Source organism: Paracoccus sp. J55 (genome assembly GCF_000513975.1).
In the GTDB taxonomy this organism is placed as follows: domain Bacteria; phylum Pseudomonadota; class Alphaproteobacteria; order Rhodobacterales; family Rhodobacteraceae; genus Paracoccus.
In genome coordinates this window covers 229428-243915 of the sequence record NZ_AZVA01000001.1, presented here as the reverse complement: position 1 = coordinate 243915, position 14488 = coordinate 229428, and the positions used below count along the sequence as shown (strand labels likewise).

General features: G+C 69.9%; 16 protein-coding genes. 11 read left to right on the top strand and 5 right to left on the bottom strand.

Annotated elements, in window-relative coordinates; genetic code table 11:
• Positions 1 to 57: 57 nt before the first annotated feature.
• The 5 genes from PARJ55_RS0101215 (at position 58) to PARJ55_RS0101195 (ending at position 5735) form a co-directional block, all read left to right on the top strand.
• Complete coding sequence (locus PARJ55_RS0101215) at positions 58 to 1986, top strand: biotin carboxylase N-terminal domain-containing protein (RefSeq protein WP_028711328.1); 1929 nt, start codon at positions 58 to 60, stop codon at positions 1984 to 1986.
• A complete protein-coding gene (locus PARJ55_RS0101210) occupies positions 1983 to 2636 on the top strand; it encodes a glutathione S-transferase family protein (protein WP_028711327.1) in 654 nt (217 codons plus the stop codon). Before PARJ55_RS0101215 ends, PARJ55_RS0101210 begins: the two co-directional genes overlap by 4 nt.
• Positions 2623 to 3477, top strand: a complete 855-nt coding sequence (locus PARJ55_RS0101205) for a hydroxymethylglutaryl-CoA lyase (protein ID WP_028711326.1) — start codon at positions 2623 to 2625, stop codon at positions 3475 to 3477. Before PARJ55_RS0101210 ends, PARJ55_RS0101205 begins: the two co-directional genes overlap by 14 nt.
• Entirely contained in the window at positions 3474 to 4259 is a 786-nt protein-coding gene (locus PARJ55_RS0101200) for a crotonase/enoyl-CoA hydratase family protein (protein WP_028711325.1), read from the top strand. Before PARJ55_RS0101205 ends, PARJ55_RS0101200 begins: the two co-directional genes overlap by 4 nt.
• 279 nt (positions 4260 to 4538) lie before the next feature.
• On the top strand, positions 4539 to 5735 hold the full coding sequence (locus PARJ55_RS0101195) for an MFS transporter (protein WP_028711324.1): 1197 nt from the start codon (positions 4539 to 4541) through the stop codon (positions 5733 to 5735).
• Here the strand turns inward: PARJ55_RS0101195 and PARJ55_RS0101190 are convergent.
• A complete protein-coding gene (locus tag PARJ55_RS0101190; RefSeq protein WP_028711323.1) occupies positions 5646 to 6413 on the bottom strand; it encodes a DUF599 domain-containing protein in 768 nt (255 codons plus the stop codon). The two genes, PARJ55_RS0101195 and PARJ55_RS0101190, sit on opposite strands and share 90 nt — an antisense overlap.
• A gap of 92 nt (positions 6414 to 6505) precedes the next feature.
• Here PARJ55_RS0101190 and PARJ55_RS0101185 point away from each other — a divergent pair, with 92 nt between their 5' ends.
• Positions 6506 to 6748 carry a YdcH family protein gene (locus PARJ55_RS0101185; RefSeq protein WP_028711322.1) on the top strand — a complete coding sequence of 81 codons (243 nt, stop codon included), beginning with the start codon at positions 6506 to 6508 and terminating at the stop codon, positions 6746 to 6748.
• A 218-nt stretch (positions 6749 to 6966) separates the two neighbouring features.
• Positions 6967 to 7413: an Hsp20 family protein gene (locus PARJ55_RS0101180; protein WP_028711321.1), complete on the top strand. Its 447-nt coding sequence runs from the start codon at positions 6967 to 6969 to the stop codon at positions 7411 to 7413.
• Between the two features lie 187 nt (positions 7414 to 7600).
• Here the strand turns inward: PARJ55_RS0101180 and recR are convergent, their stop codons facing one another.
• Genes recR through PARJ55_RS0101160 form a run of 4 tightly spaced genes read right to left on the bottom strand, consistent with a single transcriptional unit; the run spans position 7601 to position 10692 of the window.
• A complete protein-coding gene (gene recR / locus PARJ55_RS0101175; protein ID WP_028711320.1) occupies positions 7601 to 8203 on the bottom strand; it encodes a recombination mediator RecR in 603 nt (200 codons plus the stop codon).
• A 3-nt stretch (positions 8204 to 8206) separates the two neighbouring features.
• On the bottom strand, positions 8207 to 8548 hold the full coding sequence (locus tag PARJ55_RS0101170) for a YbaB/EbfC family nucleoid-associated protein (protein ID WP_028711319.1): 342 nt from the start codon (positions 8546 to 8548) through the stop codon (positions 8207 to 8209).
• Positions 8549 to 8551: 3 nt separating this feature from the next.
• On the bottom strand, positions 8552 to 10336 hold the full coding sequence (locus PARJ55_RS0101165) for a DNA polymerase III subunit gamma/tau (RefSeq protein ID WP_028711318.1): 1785 nt from the start codon (positions 10334 to 10336) through the stop codon (positions 8552 to 8554).
• 59 nt (positions 10337 to 10395) lie between these two features.
• Complete coding sequence (locus PARJ55_RS0101160; RefSeq protein WP_028711317.1) at positions 10396 to 10692, bottom strand: DUF2218 domain-containing protein; 297 nt, start codon at positions 10690 to 10692, stop codon at positions 10396 to 10398.
• A 108-nt stretch (positions 10693 to 10800) separates the two neighbouring features.
• Here PARJ55_RS0101160 and PARJ55_RS0101155 point away from each other — a divergent pair, with 108 nt between their 5' ends.
• The 4 genes from PARJ55_RS0101155 to PARJ55_RS0101140 all read left to right on the top strand — a co-directional run bounded on the left by PARJ55_RS0101155 (position 10801) and on the right by PARJ55_RS0101140 (position 14395).
• Complete coding sequence (locus PARJ55_RS0101155; RefSeq protein WP_028711316.1) at positions 10801 to 11763, top strand: serine hydrolase; 963 nt, start codon at positions 10801 to 10803, stop codon at positions 11761 to 11763.
• A gap of 124 nt (positions 11764 to 11887) precedes the next feature.
• Positions 11888 to 13708 (top strand): ABC-F family ATP-binding cassette domain-containing protein, encoded by a 1821-nt coding sequence (locus PARJ55_RS0101150; protein WP_028711315.1) that lies wholly within the window; start codon positions 11888 to 11890, stop codon positions 13706 to 13708.
• 203 nt (positions 13709 to 13911) lie between these two features.
• Positions 13912 to 14118, top strand: coding sequence for a cold-shock protein (locus PARJ55_RS0101145; RefSeq protein WP_028711314.1), 207 nt, complete (start codon positions 13912 to 13914; stop codon positions 14116 to 14118).
• A gap of 67 nt (positions 14119 to 14185) precedes the next feature.
• The gene (locus PARJ55_RS0101140; protein ID WP_028711313.1) at positions 14186 to 14395 is read left to right on the top strand and encodes a hypothetical protein; all 210 of its coding nucleotides are present in this window, start codon (positions 14186 to 14188) and stop codon (positions 14393 to 14395) included.
• Positions 14396 to 14488: the final 93 nt, after the last annotated feature.

Below are 14488 nucleotides of genomic sequence, written 5' to 3'. Positions count from 1 at the left end.
CACGGGGGTCCGGGGGTGTGAAACCCCCGGCGCCGCCCGCGCCACGAGGAGCCGCCCATGTTCCAGAAGATCCTGATCGCCAACCGCGGCGAGATCGCCTGCCGGGTCATCGACACCGCCCGCAAGCTGGGCGTGCGGACCGTCGCGGTCTATTCCGAGGCCGACCGCGGCGCGCGCCACGTCGCCATGGCCGACGAGGCCGTTCCCATCGGCGGCCCGGCGCCCCGGGACAGCTACCTGCGCGGCGACGTCATCATCCAGGCCGCGCGCGAGACCGGCGCGCAGGCCATCCATCCCGGCTATGGCTTCCTCAGCGAGAACCCGGATTTCGTCGATGCGGTGAATGCGGCGGGTCTGGTCTTCATCGGCCCCTCGGCGCAGGCGATCCGCAAGATGGGCCTTAAGGACGCGGCCAAGGCGCTGATGGCCGAGGCCGGCGTGCCGGTCGTGCCGGGCTATCACGGCAAGAACCAGGAGGCCGAGCACCTCCAGGCCCAGGCCGACGCGATCGGCTATCCGGTGCTGATCAAGGCTGTGGCCGGCGGCGGCGGCAAGGGCATGCGGCTGGTCGAGCGCGCGCGGGATTTCCCCGCCGCGCTGCACTCCGCGCAGGGCGAGGCCGCCACCGCCTTCGGCAACCCGGCGGTTCTGATCGAGAAATACATCCGGCAGCCGCGCCATATCGAGGTGCAGGTCTTCGGCGACGGGACCCGCGCGTTGCACCTGTTCGAACGCGACTGTTCGCTGCAACGCCGCCACCAGAAGGTGATCGAGGAAGCCCCGGCCCCCGGCATGACGCCCGAGATGCGGGCCGCCATGGGCGCGGCCGCCACCCGCGCCGCCGAGGCCATCGGCTATGCCGGCGCCGGCACCGTCGAATTCATCGTCGACGGCAGCCAGGGCCTGCGCCCCGACGGCTTCTGGTTCATGGAGATGAACACCCGCCTGCAGGTCGAGCATCCGGTGACCGAACTGATCACCGGCGTCGATCTGGTCGAATGGCAGCTGCGCGTCGCCAGCGGCGAGCCCCTGCCGGCGCGGCAGGAGGATCTGACCATCACCGGCCATGCCTTCGAGGCCCGGCTCTATGCCGAGGACGTGCCCGCGGGTTTCCTGCCCGCCACCGGAACCCTTGCGCATCTGCGCTTTCCCGACCATGCCCGGATCGAGACCGGGGTGCGGCCCGGCGACACCATCTCGCCGTGGTATGATCCGATGATCGCCAAGATCGTCACCCATGGCGCGACGCGCGCCATCGCGCTGCGGGCGCTGGAATCGGCGCTGGTCGATACCGAGGTGGCGGGCTCGGTCACCAATGTCGATTTCCTCATCGCGCTGACCCGGCACGAGGGTTTCGGCAAGGGCGAGGTCGATACCGGCCTGATCGCCCGCGACCTTCAGGCGCTGGTCGCGGCCGCCGAGCCCGATCCGCGGGCGAAGGCGCTGGCGGTCCTCGGCCTTGCCGGGCTCGACGATCCCCGGATCCGCGGCGGCATCACCCTCTGGCAGCCGCTGCGCCGCACCATCGCCTGGGAGGGCGGCGAGGCGGTGCTGGAGGTGCTCGGCCCCGGCGCCGCCCGCGTGACGCTGGAGGGCAGCACGCATGAGATCGGCTATGAAGGGGGGCGCTGGTGGGTCGACGGCAGCCCGCGCCGCTCGCGCATCGTCAACCATGCGGCGGGAACCAGCGTCTTCGGCGGCCGCTCGCTGACGCTCGCCCCCCTCGACCCGCTGGCCCGCGGCGGCGAGGAGGCGGGCGGCGGCATGACCCTTTCGCCCATGCCCGGCCTCGTCAAGGCGATCTTCGTCGAGCCGGGGCAGCAGGTGGCGGCGGGCGAGCCTCTGGCGATCCTCGAGGCGATGAAGATGGAGCATACGCTGACCGCCGCCCGCGCGGGCAAGGTGGCCGAGGTGCTTGCGGCCGCCGGCGATCAGGTCGAGGCCGGCGCCGCCCTGATCCGGCTGGAGGAGGAAGAAGACGCATGATCCTGCATCACGTCCCCGGCTCGCGCTCGATGCGCGTGCTCTGGCTGATCGAGGAACTGGGGCTCGATTGCGAACTGCGGCTCTGGTCGCTGACCGATGGCGGCCTGCGCAGCCCCGAATTCCGCGCCCTTTCGCCGGCCGGCCGCATCCCGGCGCTGGAGGTGGACGGCCGCGCCATCTTCGAATCCGGCGCCATCCTGCAATACCTGACCGAGCGCGAGGGCAGGCTGGCCCCGAAACCCGGCGAGCCCGAGCGTGCCGATTTCCTGGAATGGGTGCATTTCGCCGAGACGCAGGCGAATATCCTGCAGGCCCTGAACATCCACCATATTTTCCTGCGGCCCGAAAGCGCGCGCTCGATCCCGCTGATGCGCCTCGACACGAAACGGCTGGCCGTGACCGCCCGGGCGCTGGACGATCATCTGGCGGGGCGCGAGACGCTGCTCTCCGGGTTTTCCGCCGCCGATTGCATGCTGGGCTTCAATATCGAGGCGCTGTTTCGCTTCCTGCCCGCCGCCGACCACCCGGCGCTGGCGGCCTATCGCGACCGCATGACGGCGCGCCCCGCCTATCGCCGCGCCGCCACCCGTGCCGGGGGCGACGCGATCTATGACCGCGATTTCTACGAGGTACCCGATGTCCCGGGTTGAGATCTTCGAAGTCGGCCCGCGCGACGGGCTGCAGAACGAAAAGCGCCCGATCCCGGCGGCGGAAAAGATCGCGCTGGTCGACCTGCTGTCGCAGGCCGGCTTCCGGCGCATCGAGGTCACCAGCTTCGTGCCGCCGAAATGGGTGCCGCAGATGGCTGATGCGGCCGAGGTCATGGCCGGCATCGCCCGCCGGCCCGGCATCCGCTACGCGGTGCTGACCCCGAACCTGCGCGGCTACGAGGCGGCGCGCGCGGCCGGCGCCGACGAGGTGGCGATCTTCGCCTCGGCCTCGGAAGGCTTCTCGCGCGCCAACCTGAACGCCAGCATCGCCGAAAGCCTGGAACGCTTCGCCCCGGTGGCCGAGGCGGCGCGGGCCGACGGCATTCCGCTGCGCGGTTATGTCTCTGTGGTGACGGATTGCCCCTTCGACGGGCCGGTGCCGCCCGCGAATGTCGCCCGCGTCGCGGCCGCCTTGCGCGACATGGGCTGCTACGAGGTCAGCCTGGGCGACACCATCGGCCAGGGCCGGCCCGAGACCATCGACGCCATGCTCTCCGCCGTGCTGCAGGAACTGCCGTCCGAACGCCTGGCCGGCCATTACCACGACACCGCCGGCCGGGCGCTGGAGAATATCGACGCGAGCCTGGCGCGCGGGCTGCGGGTCTTCGACGCCGCTGTGGGGGGGCTGGGCGGCTGCCCCTATGCGCCGGGCGCCGCCGGCAATGTCGCGACGGAAAAGGTCGCCGCGCATCTGGTCGCGCAGGGCCACGACACCGGGCTCGACCTCGCGGTGGTCGACGAGGCCGCCGCCATGGCGCGCGCGATGAGAGGAGGAGCATGATGGAGACGATCCGCATCGACACCGACGCCCGCGGCGTGGCGCATCTGTGGCTGGCGCGCGCGGACAAGCACAATGCGCTGTCGGCGCAGATGATCCGCGAATTGACCGAAGCCGCCCGGGCGCTCGGCGCCGATCCGGCGGTGCGCGTCGTGGTGCTGGCGGCCGAGGGCAAGAGCTTCTGCGCCGGCGGCGATCTGGGCTGGATGCAGGAGCAGATGCGCGCCGATGCCGAGACCCGCCGGGCCGGCGCCCGCGAGCTCGCCATGATGCTGAACGCGCTGAACACCCTGCCGAAACCGCTGATCGGCCGGGTGCAGGGCAACGCCTTCGGCGGCGGCATCGGCATGATCTCGGTCTGCGACCTGGCCGTGGCGGTGCCCGAGGCGCGCTTCGGCCTGACCGAGACGCGGCTCGGCCTGATCCCCGCCACCATCGGCCCCTATGTTCTGGCGCGGATGGGCGAGGACAAGGCGCGGCGCGTCTTCATGTCCGCCCGCCTCTTCGGCGCCGAGGAGGCGATGCGGCTGAACCTGCTGGCAAGCCTTGCCGCTGCCGAGGCGCTGGACGCGGCCGTCGAGGCCGAGGTGGTGCCCTATCTCTCCTGCGCTCCCGGTGCGGTGGCGGCGGCCAAGCGCCTGGCCCGCCGCCTCGGCCCCCCCGTCGGCGAGGCCGAGATCGAGGCCAGCATCCAGGCCCTGGTCGATGTCTGGGAAGGCGACGAGGCGCCCGAGGGCATCGCCGCCTTCTTCGACAGGCGCAAGCCGCGCTGGCAGTCCGGCTGAGGCGCCGGCCGGGGCAGCTTCACCGTTTTCCAAATACTCATTCCGGAAAGCGACCCGAGCCGGGGCGGCAATGTCGGGCCTGCAGATCGACGCCGCGCCGGCTGGCCCTGCCGCTTTCGAGTATTTGAAAACGGTGAAGACGGGCGCAGCGCGCTTTCTGCAGCCTTGCGCCTTTTGCATGTCTGGACTTCGCCGGACCCGGCTTGGCGGCATATGGTCGCATCTGTTAACGCTATCGGGCCTTTGCTTTCCCCACATGCCAGCCCGGAAGGTGCCGCCATGCCGCCGCAGCCGAATCTCAAGCTTGCCATTCTTGCCCTTGGTCTTGGCGCCTTCGCCATCGGAACATCGGAATTCGCCGCCATGGGGCTTCTGCCCTGGTATGCCGGCGATCTCGGCATCACCGAGCCGCAGGCGGGCCATGTGGTGTCCGCCTATGCGCTGGGCGTGGTGGTGGGCGCGCCGGTCACCTCGATCCTGGGCGCCCGGCTGCCGCGGCGGCGCTATCTGGCGGCGCTGATCGCGGTCTATGGCGCGATGAACCTGCTGGCGGCGGTGTTGCCGGGCTATGGTACGCTGGTCGGCACGCGCTTCCTGGCCGGGCTGCCGCATGGCGGCTTCCTGGGCGTGGCCATGCTGTTCGCCGCAGATGCCCTGCCCCGCGAGCAGCGTGCCAAGGGGGTGACTCAGGTGCTTCTGGGCCTGACCATCGCCAATATCGCCGGGGTGCCGCTGGCCGGCATCCTGGGGCAGGGCTTCGGCTGGCGCTGGGGCTTCGCGCTGCCGGGCGTGCTGGCGCTGCTGGCCGGCTGGCTGATCCTGCGGCTGGCGCCGCGGGTCGGCGCGCCGAAGGACGCGCGGCCGTTTGACGAGCTCAAGGCGCTGGGAAATCCGGCGGTGGTGCTGATCCTGCTGGTCGGGGCCATCGGCTTCGGCGGGCTGTTTGCGGTCTATTCCTATCTCTCGGCCGCGATCCTGGCGACGACGCAGCCGCCGGGCTGGGCGATTCCGGCCACGCTTTCGGCCTTCGGCATCGGCGGCACCCTGGGCAGCATCGTCGCGGCGCGGCTGACCATGCGCTATGGCAGCTGGGGCGCGGCGTTGCAGCTGATGCTGTTCATGGCGGCAGCGCAGGCTTTCGCGGCCTATGCGGTGGGCGACTGGGTGCTGATGCTGGCATCCTCGGTCGCGCTGGGGCTGGGCTCGGGTATGGTGGTGCCGCTGCAGACCCGGCTGATGGACGTGGCGGGCAGGGCGCAGAGCATGGCCGCCGCGATGAACCACGCCGCCTTCAACGCCGCCAATGCGCTGGGGCCCTGGCTGGCGGGCCTGGCGCTGTCGGCGGGCTGGGGCTGGCGTTCTTCGGGCGTGGTGGCGGTGGCGCTGTCAGCGGCGGGGCTGGTCGCCCTCGGCCTCGCCTGGCAGCAGGCCCGTCTCGCCGGGCACCAGCTGCAGGAGCGCCCGGCGCGAGTGTGAGGCGAATTCCCGCCGCCACGAGATGAAGAGCACATAGCTGGTGGCCAGGAACAGACCCAGCGGCCCCGCCAGCCAGCCGAGCGCCCCCAGCGCGAAATAGACGCAGCGCAGCCCCGAGTTGAAGCTTTTCGCCGCGGTGATGTTGATGTCGGCGGCCTGCATGGCCAGCGGCATGGCGCGCGGGTCCTCGGGCTCGTTCGGGACCGAGGCCATGATGATCGCGCAATAGCCGAACAGCCGGTGCGACCAGACGAAGCGCAAGAGCGCGTTGGCCACGAAGAACAGCACCACGACGATCTTGATTTCCCATTTCAGCGCCGGGACATGGCCCAGGTCGAACTGGCGCGCCACTCCGGCAAGCTGGTCGGTATTGCCGATCAGCGCCAGCCCGCCGCCCACCGCGATCAGGCAGGCCGAGGCAAAGAAGGCGGTCCCCTCGCGCAGCGTCGTCAGGATATTGCTGTCGAAGATGCGCGGGTCGCGTGTGATGAATTGTCGCATCCACTCGCGGCGATAGGCCTTCATCAGCACCGAGACCGAGGGATGGCGGCGCGGCGGGCGCTCGGTGATCCAGCCGATGCCGAACCAGGCCAGGAAAAGCCAGAGCAATGCGGCGAGATCCGCCGGCGACAGGGGGCCCAGCACCAGGGGCGCGATCGGGGATGAGTTCGGATCCATGGCGCGGTTCTACCCCTGCGGTCTTGCTGTTGCCAGCCGGCGTTCCGGCGGCTATCCAATGGCCGGTTATCTTTGTCCCGGAGTATAATGATATGGCAGCACCCCACGCCATCCACGAGGAATTTCCGAACGATACGGCGCGCATTCACGAGCTGAAGGTCTCGGATGCGCATTTCGCCCGTCTGCTGGCGGAATATGACGAGGTGAACGACCAGGTGGCGGGCGCCGAAAGCCGCCATACCCCGATGTCGGAAGAGGCGGAGACCGCCCTGCGCAAGCAGCGCGCCGCGCTCAAGGACGAGATCGCCCGCATGCTGGCCGGCGCCAGCGCCTGATGCCGGATCTGGCCGCGGGCCGTCAGGGCGGCCGCGGCGCCATGAACGACGGGTGCGCGGCGGGTCCGCGCCCCCTTTCCGGCCCGCGGTTCCGGGCTTGAAAGCCGCAACGCGCATTCCTACCTGAAATCCTGCCGGACGGCCCTTGCGGCGCCGGCGGACCTGCCCGCCCGGATCGGGGGGCAAGCCTTTGTATCGCTTTGATGAAAGGATGCGAAATGCGCAACTTCGACCTGACTCCGCTTTATCGTGCTTCGGTCGGCTTCGACCGCATGGCCGATGTCATGGACCGTGCCCTCTCGGCCGATATCGCGAGCTATCCCCCCTACAATATCGAAAAGACCGGCGAGAACGCCTATCGCATCTCGATCGCCGTCGCCGGCTTCGCGGCCGACGACCTGAGCGTCGAGGTCAAGGACGGCGCCGTCATCGTCTCGGGCAAGAAGGCCGCCGAGGACGAAGGCCGCAGCTATCTGCATCGCGGCATCGCCACCCGTGCCTTCGAACGCCGCTTTACCCTGGCCGATCATGTCCGCGTCGAGGGCGCGAGCCATGAGGACGGCATGCTGAACATCGACCTGGTGCGCGAGATCCCCGAGGCGCTGAAGCCGCGCCGGATCGAGATCGCCAAGCCGGCGAAGGCGGTGGAAAAGCTGGACGCCTGAGCTTCGGTTTAAGGAGGCGGGGGCGCCGCCCCCGCACCCCCGGAGTATTTGAAAAACGGAGAAAGTCAGGGGGCGCCGGTTGCAGCGCCCCTTTTGTCATGCGCGCTGCCGGCCCCTTTTCAGGCGTCTTTCTCTGTTTCAAAAATACCCCGGGGTCCGGGGCGGAGCCCCGGCGCGGCGGGCGCCGCTAGAGCCTGCGGCGGGCGCGCAGCGCCGCGGTGATGGTGCCGTCGTCGAGATAGTCGAGCTCGCCGCCGATGGGCACGCCCTGCGCCAGGCCGGTGACGGCGACGCCGGTCTGGGCCAGCGCCTCGGCGATGTAATGCGCGGTGGTCTGGCCCTCGATGGTGGCTGAAAGGGCGAGGATGACCTCGGTGACGTTTTCCTCGGCGATGCGGGCGATCAGCTGCGGGATGCGCAGGTCCTCGGGGCCGATCTCGTCCAGAGCCGAAAGGCTGCCGCCCAGCACGTGATAGCGGCCGTGGAAGGCGCGGCCGCGTTCCAGGGCCCAGAGGTCGGCCACGTCGGTCACCACGCAGATCTCGCCGGTGGCGCGGGCCGGGTCCTCGCAGATCGCGCAGATATCGGACTGGGTGATATTGCCGCAGACCAGGCATTCGCGGGCGTTTTCCGCCACGCTGGCCATCAGCGCCGCCAGCTGCGCCATCTGTCCGGCGCGGCGGCGGATCAGCTGCAGCACGATGCGCCGCGCCGAGCGCGGCCCGAGCCCCGGCAGCCGCGCCATGGTGGCGATCAGCGTCTCGATCTCGTCGCCGGAGGCGGGCGGCATCGGTCAGAAGGGCATCTTCATGTCGGCCGGCAGGCCGAGTTCGCGGGTCAGGCGGGCCATTTCCTCGGCGGCCTTGTCCTGGGCGCGGCGCTGCGCGTCCTTGATCGCGGCCAGGATCAGGTCCTCGACCACCTCCTTGTCCTCGGCCTTGAAGATCGAGGGATCGATGTCGAGCGCCGTCAGCTCGCCCTTGGCCGTCGCGGTGGCCTTGACCAGCCCGGCCCCGGCCTCGCCGGTGACGGTCAGGCGCGCCAGCCCCTCCTGCATCTCGGTCATCTTGCCCTGCATCTGCTGGGCGGCTTCCATCATCTTGGACAGATCCATGTCGCCAAGGCCCTTGAACATCGCCTAATCCTCGTCCTCGAAAGGGTCCCATTCCTCGACCTCGGCCACCGGGCCTTCGGTCCGCTCATGCGGGGATGTATCCTCGCCCGCCGGTTTTTCAACCGCGGCCGGCATCGGGACAGGCCGGATCCGGGTGATCTTCGCGCCGGGGAAGGCGGCGAAGATCGCCTGCACGGTCGGGTTCTGCATGGCGCGGGCGCGGGCCGCGGCTTCGCGCGCGGCGCGCTGTTCGCTGACCGTCGGCTCGCCGGGTTCCGAGGTCACCGTCACCGCCCAGCGATGGCCGCCGGTCCAGCCGCGCAGCCGTTCCGCCAGCCGCTGGGCGAAGTCGCGCGGCGCGTCGTCGGTGGGCTGGAACTCGATCCGGCCCGGTGAATAGCGCACCAGGCGCAGGTGATCCTCGACATCCAGCAGCAGCTTCATGTCGCGCATGCGCCGGATCAGCTCCAGCACCGATTCGAAATCGGGAAAACCGGCCAGCGCGTCGGGCGAGACCGCCAGCGCCGCGGCGCTGCCGTCCTGGCGGACGGCGACCGGGGCGCGGGGGGCGGCGGCGCGGGGCGCATCTTGGCGCGCCTCGCCGCGCGTGGCGGGCGGCGCGGCGCTGCGGCTGAACGCGCCGGCCGCGGCGCTGGCCTGAACCTTGCGGATCAGCGCCTCGGGGTCGGGCAGGTCGGCGACATGGGTCAGACGGATGATCGCCATCTCGGCGGCCATCATCGCGTTCGGAGCCTGGCCCACCTCCTCGAGCGCCTTGAGCAGCATCTGCCACAGCCGGGTCAGCGCCCGCATCGGCACCTTTTCTGCAATCTGCTGGCCGCGGGCGCGTTCGTCGGGGCCGATGGTGGGGTCCTCCAGCGCCTCCGGGGTGATCTTCACGATCGAGACCCAATGCGTGATCTCGGCCAGGTCGCGCAGCACCGCCATCGGGTCGGCGCCATCGGCATATTGCGCCTGCAATTCGGCCAGCGCCTCGGCTGCCGCGCCGCGCAGGATCATGTCGAACAGGTCGAGCACCCGGCCACGGTCGGCCAGCCCCAGCATGGCGCGGACCTGCGCCGCCGTCGTCTCGCCCGCGCCGTGGCTGATGGCCTGGTCCAGAAGCGAGGTCGCGTCGCGGGCCGAGCCTTCGGCGGCGCGGGTGATCAGCGCCAGCGCGTCGTCGGTGATCTGCGCGCCTTCGGCCGAGGCGATACGGCGCAGCAGCGCGATCATCACCTCGGGCTCGATGCGGCGCAGGTCGAAGCGTTGGCAGCGCGACAGCACCGTCACCGGAACCTTGCGGATTTCCGTGGTGGCGAAGATGAATTTCACATGCGGCGGCGGTTCCTCCAGCGTCTTCAGAAGCGCGTTGAAGGCGCTGGTGGACAGCATGTGGACTTCGTCGATGATATAGATCTTGTAGCGCGCCGAGGCCGCGCGATAGTGAACCGATTCAATGATTTCCCGGATATCGTTCACACCGGTTCTAGATGCGGCGTCCATCTCCATCACGTCGACATGCCGGCCTTCGGAGATCGCCACGCAATGCTCGCAGACCCCGCAGGGCTCGGTCGTCGGGCCGCCCTGGCCGTCCGGGCCGGTGCAGTTCAGCCCCTTGGCGATGATGCGCGCGGTGGTGGTCTTGCCGGTGCCGCGGATGCCGGTCATCACGAAGGCTTGGGCGATGCGGTCCGCCGCGAAGGCGTTCTTCAGCGTGCGGACCATCGCGTCCTGGCCGACCAGATCGGCAAAGGTCTCGGGGCGGTATTTCCGCGCCAGCACTTGATAGGTCTGTTCTTCGCTCATGCACCGGCCTTTCGTGACCGGCGCAGATTAGCGGCCCGGCCCCTGGGCGGCAACCGCCCTCAGGCCGGTTGCCAGTCGAAGGCCAGCTCTTCGCGGAAGGCGAAGCGGGCGATATGGCTGTCGACGACGTGGCGCATATGCGCGGTGGTCTCCTCGGGGGCCTCCAGCCGGATCTCCAGCGCCTCGGGCGTGGCGGCCAGCGTCACGGTGCGGTCCTCGGGCATGGCGATGCGGCCGCGGCTCGGGTCGAACTCGACCTCGAACTTGTGCGCCCAGTGCTTGCAGAGCTGTTGCAGGTAGCGGCTGGCATTCGGCGTCGCCACGCGGCAGGCCGAAAGGATGACGGTCTGGGACATGGGCTTTCCTGTCTTGCGGGTCCGGCTGGCGGCGGCTGGCGGACATGAAAGGGGTCACGAATGGGTGAGCCTGCTCGGCCCGGACCCGGTGTCCCCCATATAACCCGGATGAAGCGACGTTCAATCCTGCTGGCCCTGCCTCTTCTGGCGATGCCGCGCCTGATGCGCGGCGCGCCCACCGCGGTGCTGGAGGCGGTGGACCTGCCGCAGCTGCGCGCCATCGCCGTCTGGCGCGACGGCGAGGAGGTGGCGGCGCGCGGCTTCGGCGGCTTCACCCCGGACAGGCCGACCAACATCAAGTCGGCCTCGAAATCCATCATCTCGGCCCTGGCCGGCATCGCCATCGCGCGCGGGCTGTTTTCCGGCACCGACCAGAGGGTGGCCGAACTGCTGCGCGCCGACCTGCCCGCCGATCCCGATCCGCGCCTCGCCCGGCTGACGCTGGGTCATCTTCTGTCGATGCAGGCGGGGCTGGAACGGCAGTCGGGGCCGAATTACGGGGCCTGGGTCAGCAGCCGCAACTGGGTGCGCGCGGCGCTGGCCGCGCCCTTCGTCGCCGATCCCGGGCAGGGGATGCTCTATTCCACCGCCTCGACGCATCTGGTCTCGGCCATGCTGGCGCGGGCCTCCGGGCGCTCGACCCTGGCGCTGGCGCGCGACTGGCTGGACATTCCCGGCTTTTCCATCACCGCCTGGGACCGCGACCCGCAGGGCATCCATCTGGGCGGCAACCAGATGGCGATGAGCACCCGCAGCCTGCTCTCCTTCGGCGCCGCCTATGCCGCGGGCGGGCAGGGGGTGATCCCGCCGGGCTGGATCGCGGAAAGCTGGCGGCCGCGCACCCGCTCGATCTTCAACGGCGAGGAATATGGCTATGGCTGGTTCATCAGCCGCATCGCCGGCCGGCCGGTGCGTTACGGCTGGGGCTATGGCGGGCAGATGATCTATGTCTTTCCGGGGACCGTGCCGGCCGCCATCGCCATGACCTCGGATCCCGACCAGCCCTCGGCGCGCTCGGGCTATCGCCGCGACCTGCACGCGCTGGCCGGCCAGCTGGTGGCGGCACTGTGATTCCTGCACGGCTTCTCTGTTTCAAAATACCCCGGGGGAGGCCCGCAGGGCCGGGGGCAGAGCCCCCTTCCGCCCACATCCGTCCCCCGTTGACCCGGCCAGCGGCCCGGCATATCTGCCCCTCATGGCACGCGCTCCGCTTCTGCAACTCACCGATATTTCCCTTACCTTCGGCGGCAATCCCGTCTTTGACGGGCTGGACCTGACCGTCCAGCAAGGCGACCGGCTGGCGCTGGTCGGCCGCAACGGCTCGGGCAAGTCGACGCTGATGAAGGTCATGGCCGGGCTGGTCGAGCCCGATGCCGGCCAGGTCATCACCCCCGCCGGCACCCGCGTCGGCTATATGGAGCAGGACCCGGACCTGTCGGCTTTCGCCACCCTGGGCGATTTCGCGCGCGCCGGCCTTGGCGATGCCGAGGGCTACCGCGTCGAGATGGCGGCCGAGGGGCTGAAATTCGACCCCGACCGCCCGGTCGCCACCGCCTCGGGCGGCGAGCGGCGGCGGGCGGCGCTGGCCCGGCTGCTGGCCGAGGCCCCGGAACTCATGCTGCTGGACGAGCCGACCAACCATCTCGACATCGAGGCGATCGGCTGGCTCGAGGAGCAGCTTGCGGCAACCAGGGCGGGTTTCGTGCTGATCTCGCACGACCGGGCCTTCCTGCGGGCGCTGACCCGGGCGACGCTGTGGATCGACCGCGGCGAGGTCCGCCGCCAGGACCGGGGCTTCGAACATTTCGAGGATTGGCGCGAAACCGTCTGGGCGGCCGAGGACGAGGCGCGCCACAAGCTCGACCGCAAGATCAAGGCCGAGGCCCGCTGGGCGGTCGAGGGCATCAGCGCCCGGCGCAAGCGCAACCAGGGCCGGGTCCGCGCCCTGGCCGCGCTGCGCGAGGAGCGCGCCGGCCAGATCCGCCGCCAGGGCACCGCGGCCATGGAACTGGACGCGGGGCCGCAATCCGGCAAGCGGGTGATCGACGCCAAGGGGATTTCCAAGTCCTTCGGCGAGCGGGTGATCCTGAAACCCTTCGACCTGCGGGTGCTGCGCGGCGACCGGGTGGCCTTCGTCGGCCCGAACGGCGTCGGCAAGACCATGCTGATCAAGATTCTGACCGGCGAGATCGCGCCCGATACCGGCACCGTCCAGCACGGCACCAATCTGGAAATCGCGGTCTTCGACCAGGCGCGCAGCGCCATAGACGAGACGGTGACGCTGTGGGACGCGCTGGCGGGCGATCCGACCATGCGGGTCTCGGGCCGGTCGGACCAGGTCATGGTGCGCGGCAATCCGCGCCATGTCGTCGCCTATCTCAAGGATTTCCTGTTCGACGAGGCACAGGCGCGGGCGCCGGTCGGCAGCCTCTCGGGCGGCGAGAAGGCGCGGCTCTTGCTGGCGCGGATCATGGCGAAACCCTCGAACCTGCTGGTTCTGGACGAGCCGACCAACGATCTGGACGTGGAAACGCTGGACCTCTTGCAGGACATCCTTGGCGATTACGACGGCACCGTGCTGCTGGTCAGCCACGACCGCGACTTCATCGACCGGGTGGCCACCACCACCGTGGCGATGGAGGGCGACGGCCGCGCCGTGATCTATCCCGGCGGCTGGTCGGACTATCGCGCGCAGCGGCCCGATACCGCGCCCGCGCCCGCGCCCGAGGCGGCGAAGCCGGCGGCGGCGGCCGCGGCAAGGTCCGCGCCGAAGCCCGCGGCCGAACGCGCCGGGCTGAGCTTTACCGAGAGGAAGCGGCTGGAGGCGCTGCCCGCGATCATCGAGCGGCTGGAGGCCGAGATCGGCAAGCTGACCGAATTCCTCGCCCAGCCCGACCTGTTCCAGACCGCCCCGGCGAAATTCGCCAAGGCCAGCGCAGGGCTGGCCGAGCGCCAGCAGGCGCTGGCCGCCGCGGAAGAGGAATGGCTGGAGCTGGCCGGCCGCGACGAGGGCTGAGCGGCTTCGCGCCGGCGGGTTTTCGGCGGCGCGGAGAACAAAGATAGTTTCGCCCCTTGCATTTCGGCCCGATGCGCGCCATGTAATGCTGGCTACGTTATTTCTTCCGCATCCTGTCTCCTTCCGGCTTCAGACTGTGTTACGATCTGACTAAGCCGGGTCGCCGCATGTCGCGGGCGACAAACCATGAAGGAGATATCACGATGGCCAACGGCACCGTGAAATGGTTCAACAGCACCAAAGGCTTCGGCTTCATCGCTCCGGCGAACGGCGGCAAGGATGTGTTCGTGCACATCTCGGCGCTCGAGCGGGCGAATATCCAGCATCTGGCCGACGGCCAGTCCGTGACCTTTGAAATCGAGACCGGCCGCGACGGCCGCCAGTCGGCGCGCGATCTGGCGCTGGCCTGATTTCGGCAAGCCGATTGCGACAAGGGGACCGGCCGATCCTGGCCGGGCCCATCCTGCGGAGGCTGGCATGGCACCCAAGGACAGACTGAAAGGGCTTTTCCGCGCGCCGGCGCCGCTGACCGCGATGGACCGGACGACCTCGGAAGCCCGGCAGATCATCAGCGAGCAGACCCGGCGCCGTGAGGAACTGACTGCCAGCCTGCGCGCCGCGCGGCTGGCCCGAGAGGCCTCGGACGCTGCCAAGGGCCCCGCTCCCACCGGCAAGCGCAAGAAGTAAGGCGCAGGCCAGGGCAGCCGTTTCGGCCCGCCCGCAATGTTTCCAGGATCGTGGTTCGTCCCCCCGACATCCTTCGCCCCTTGCGGGTCGCGG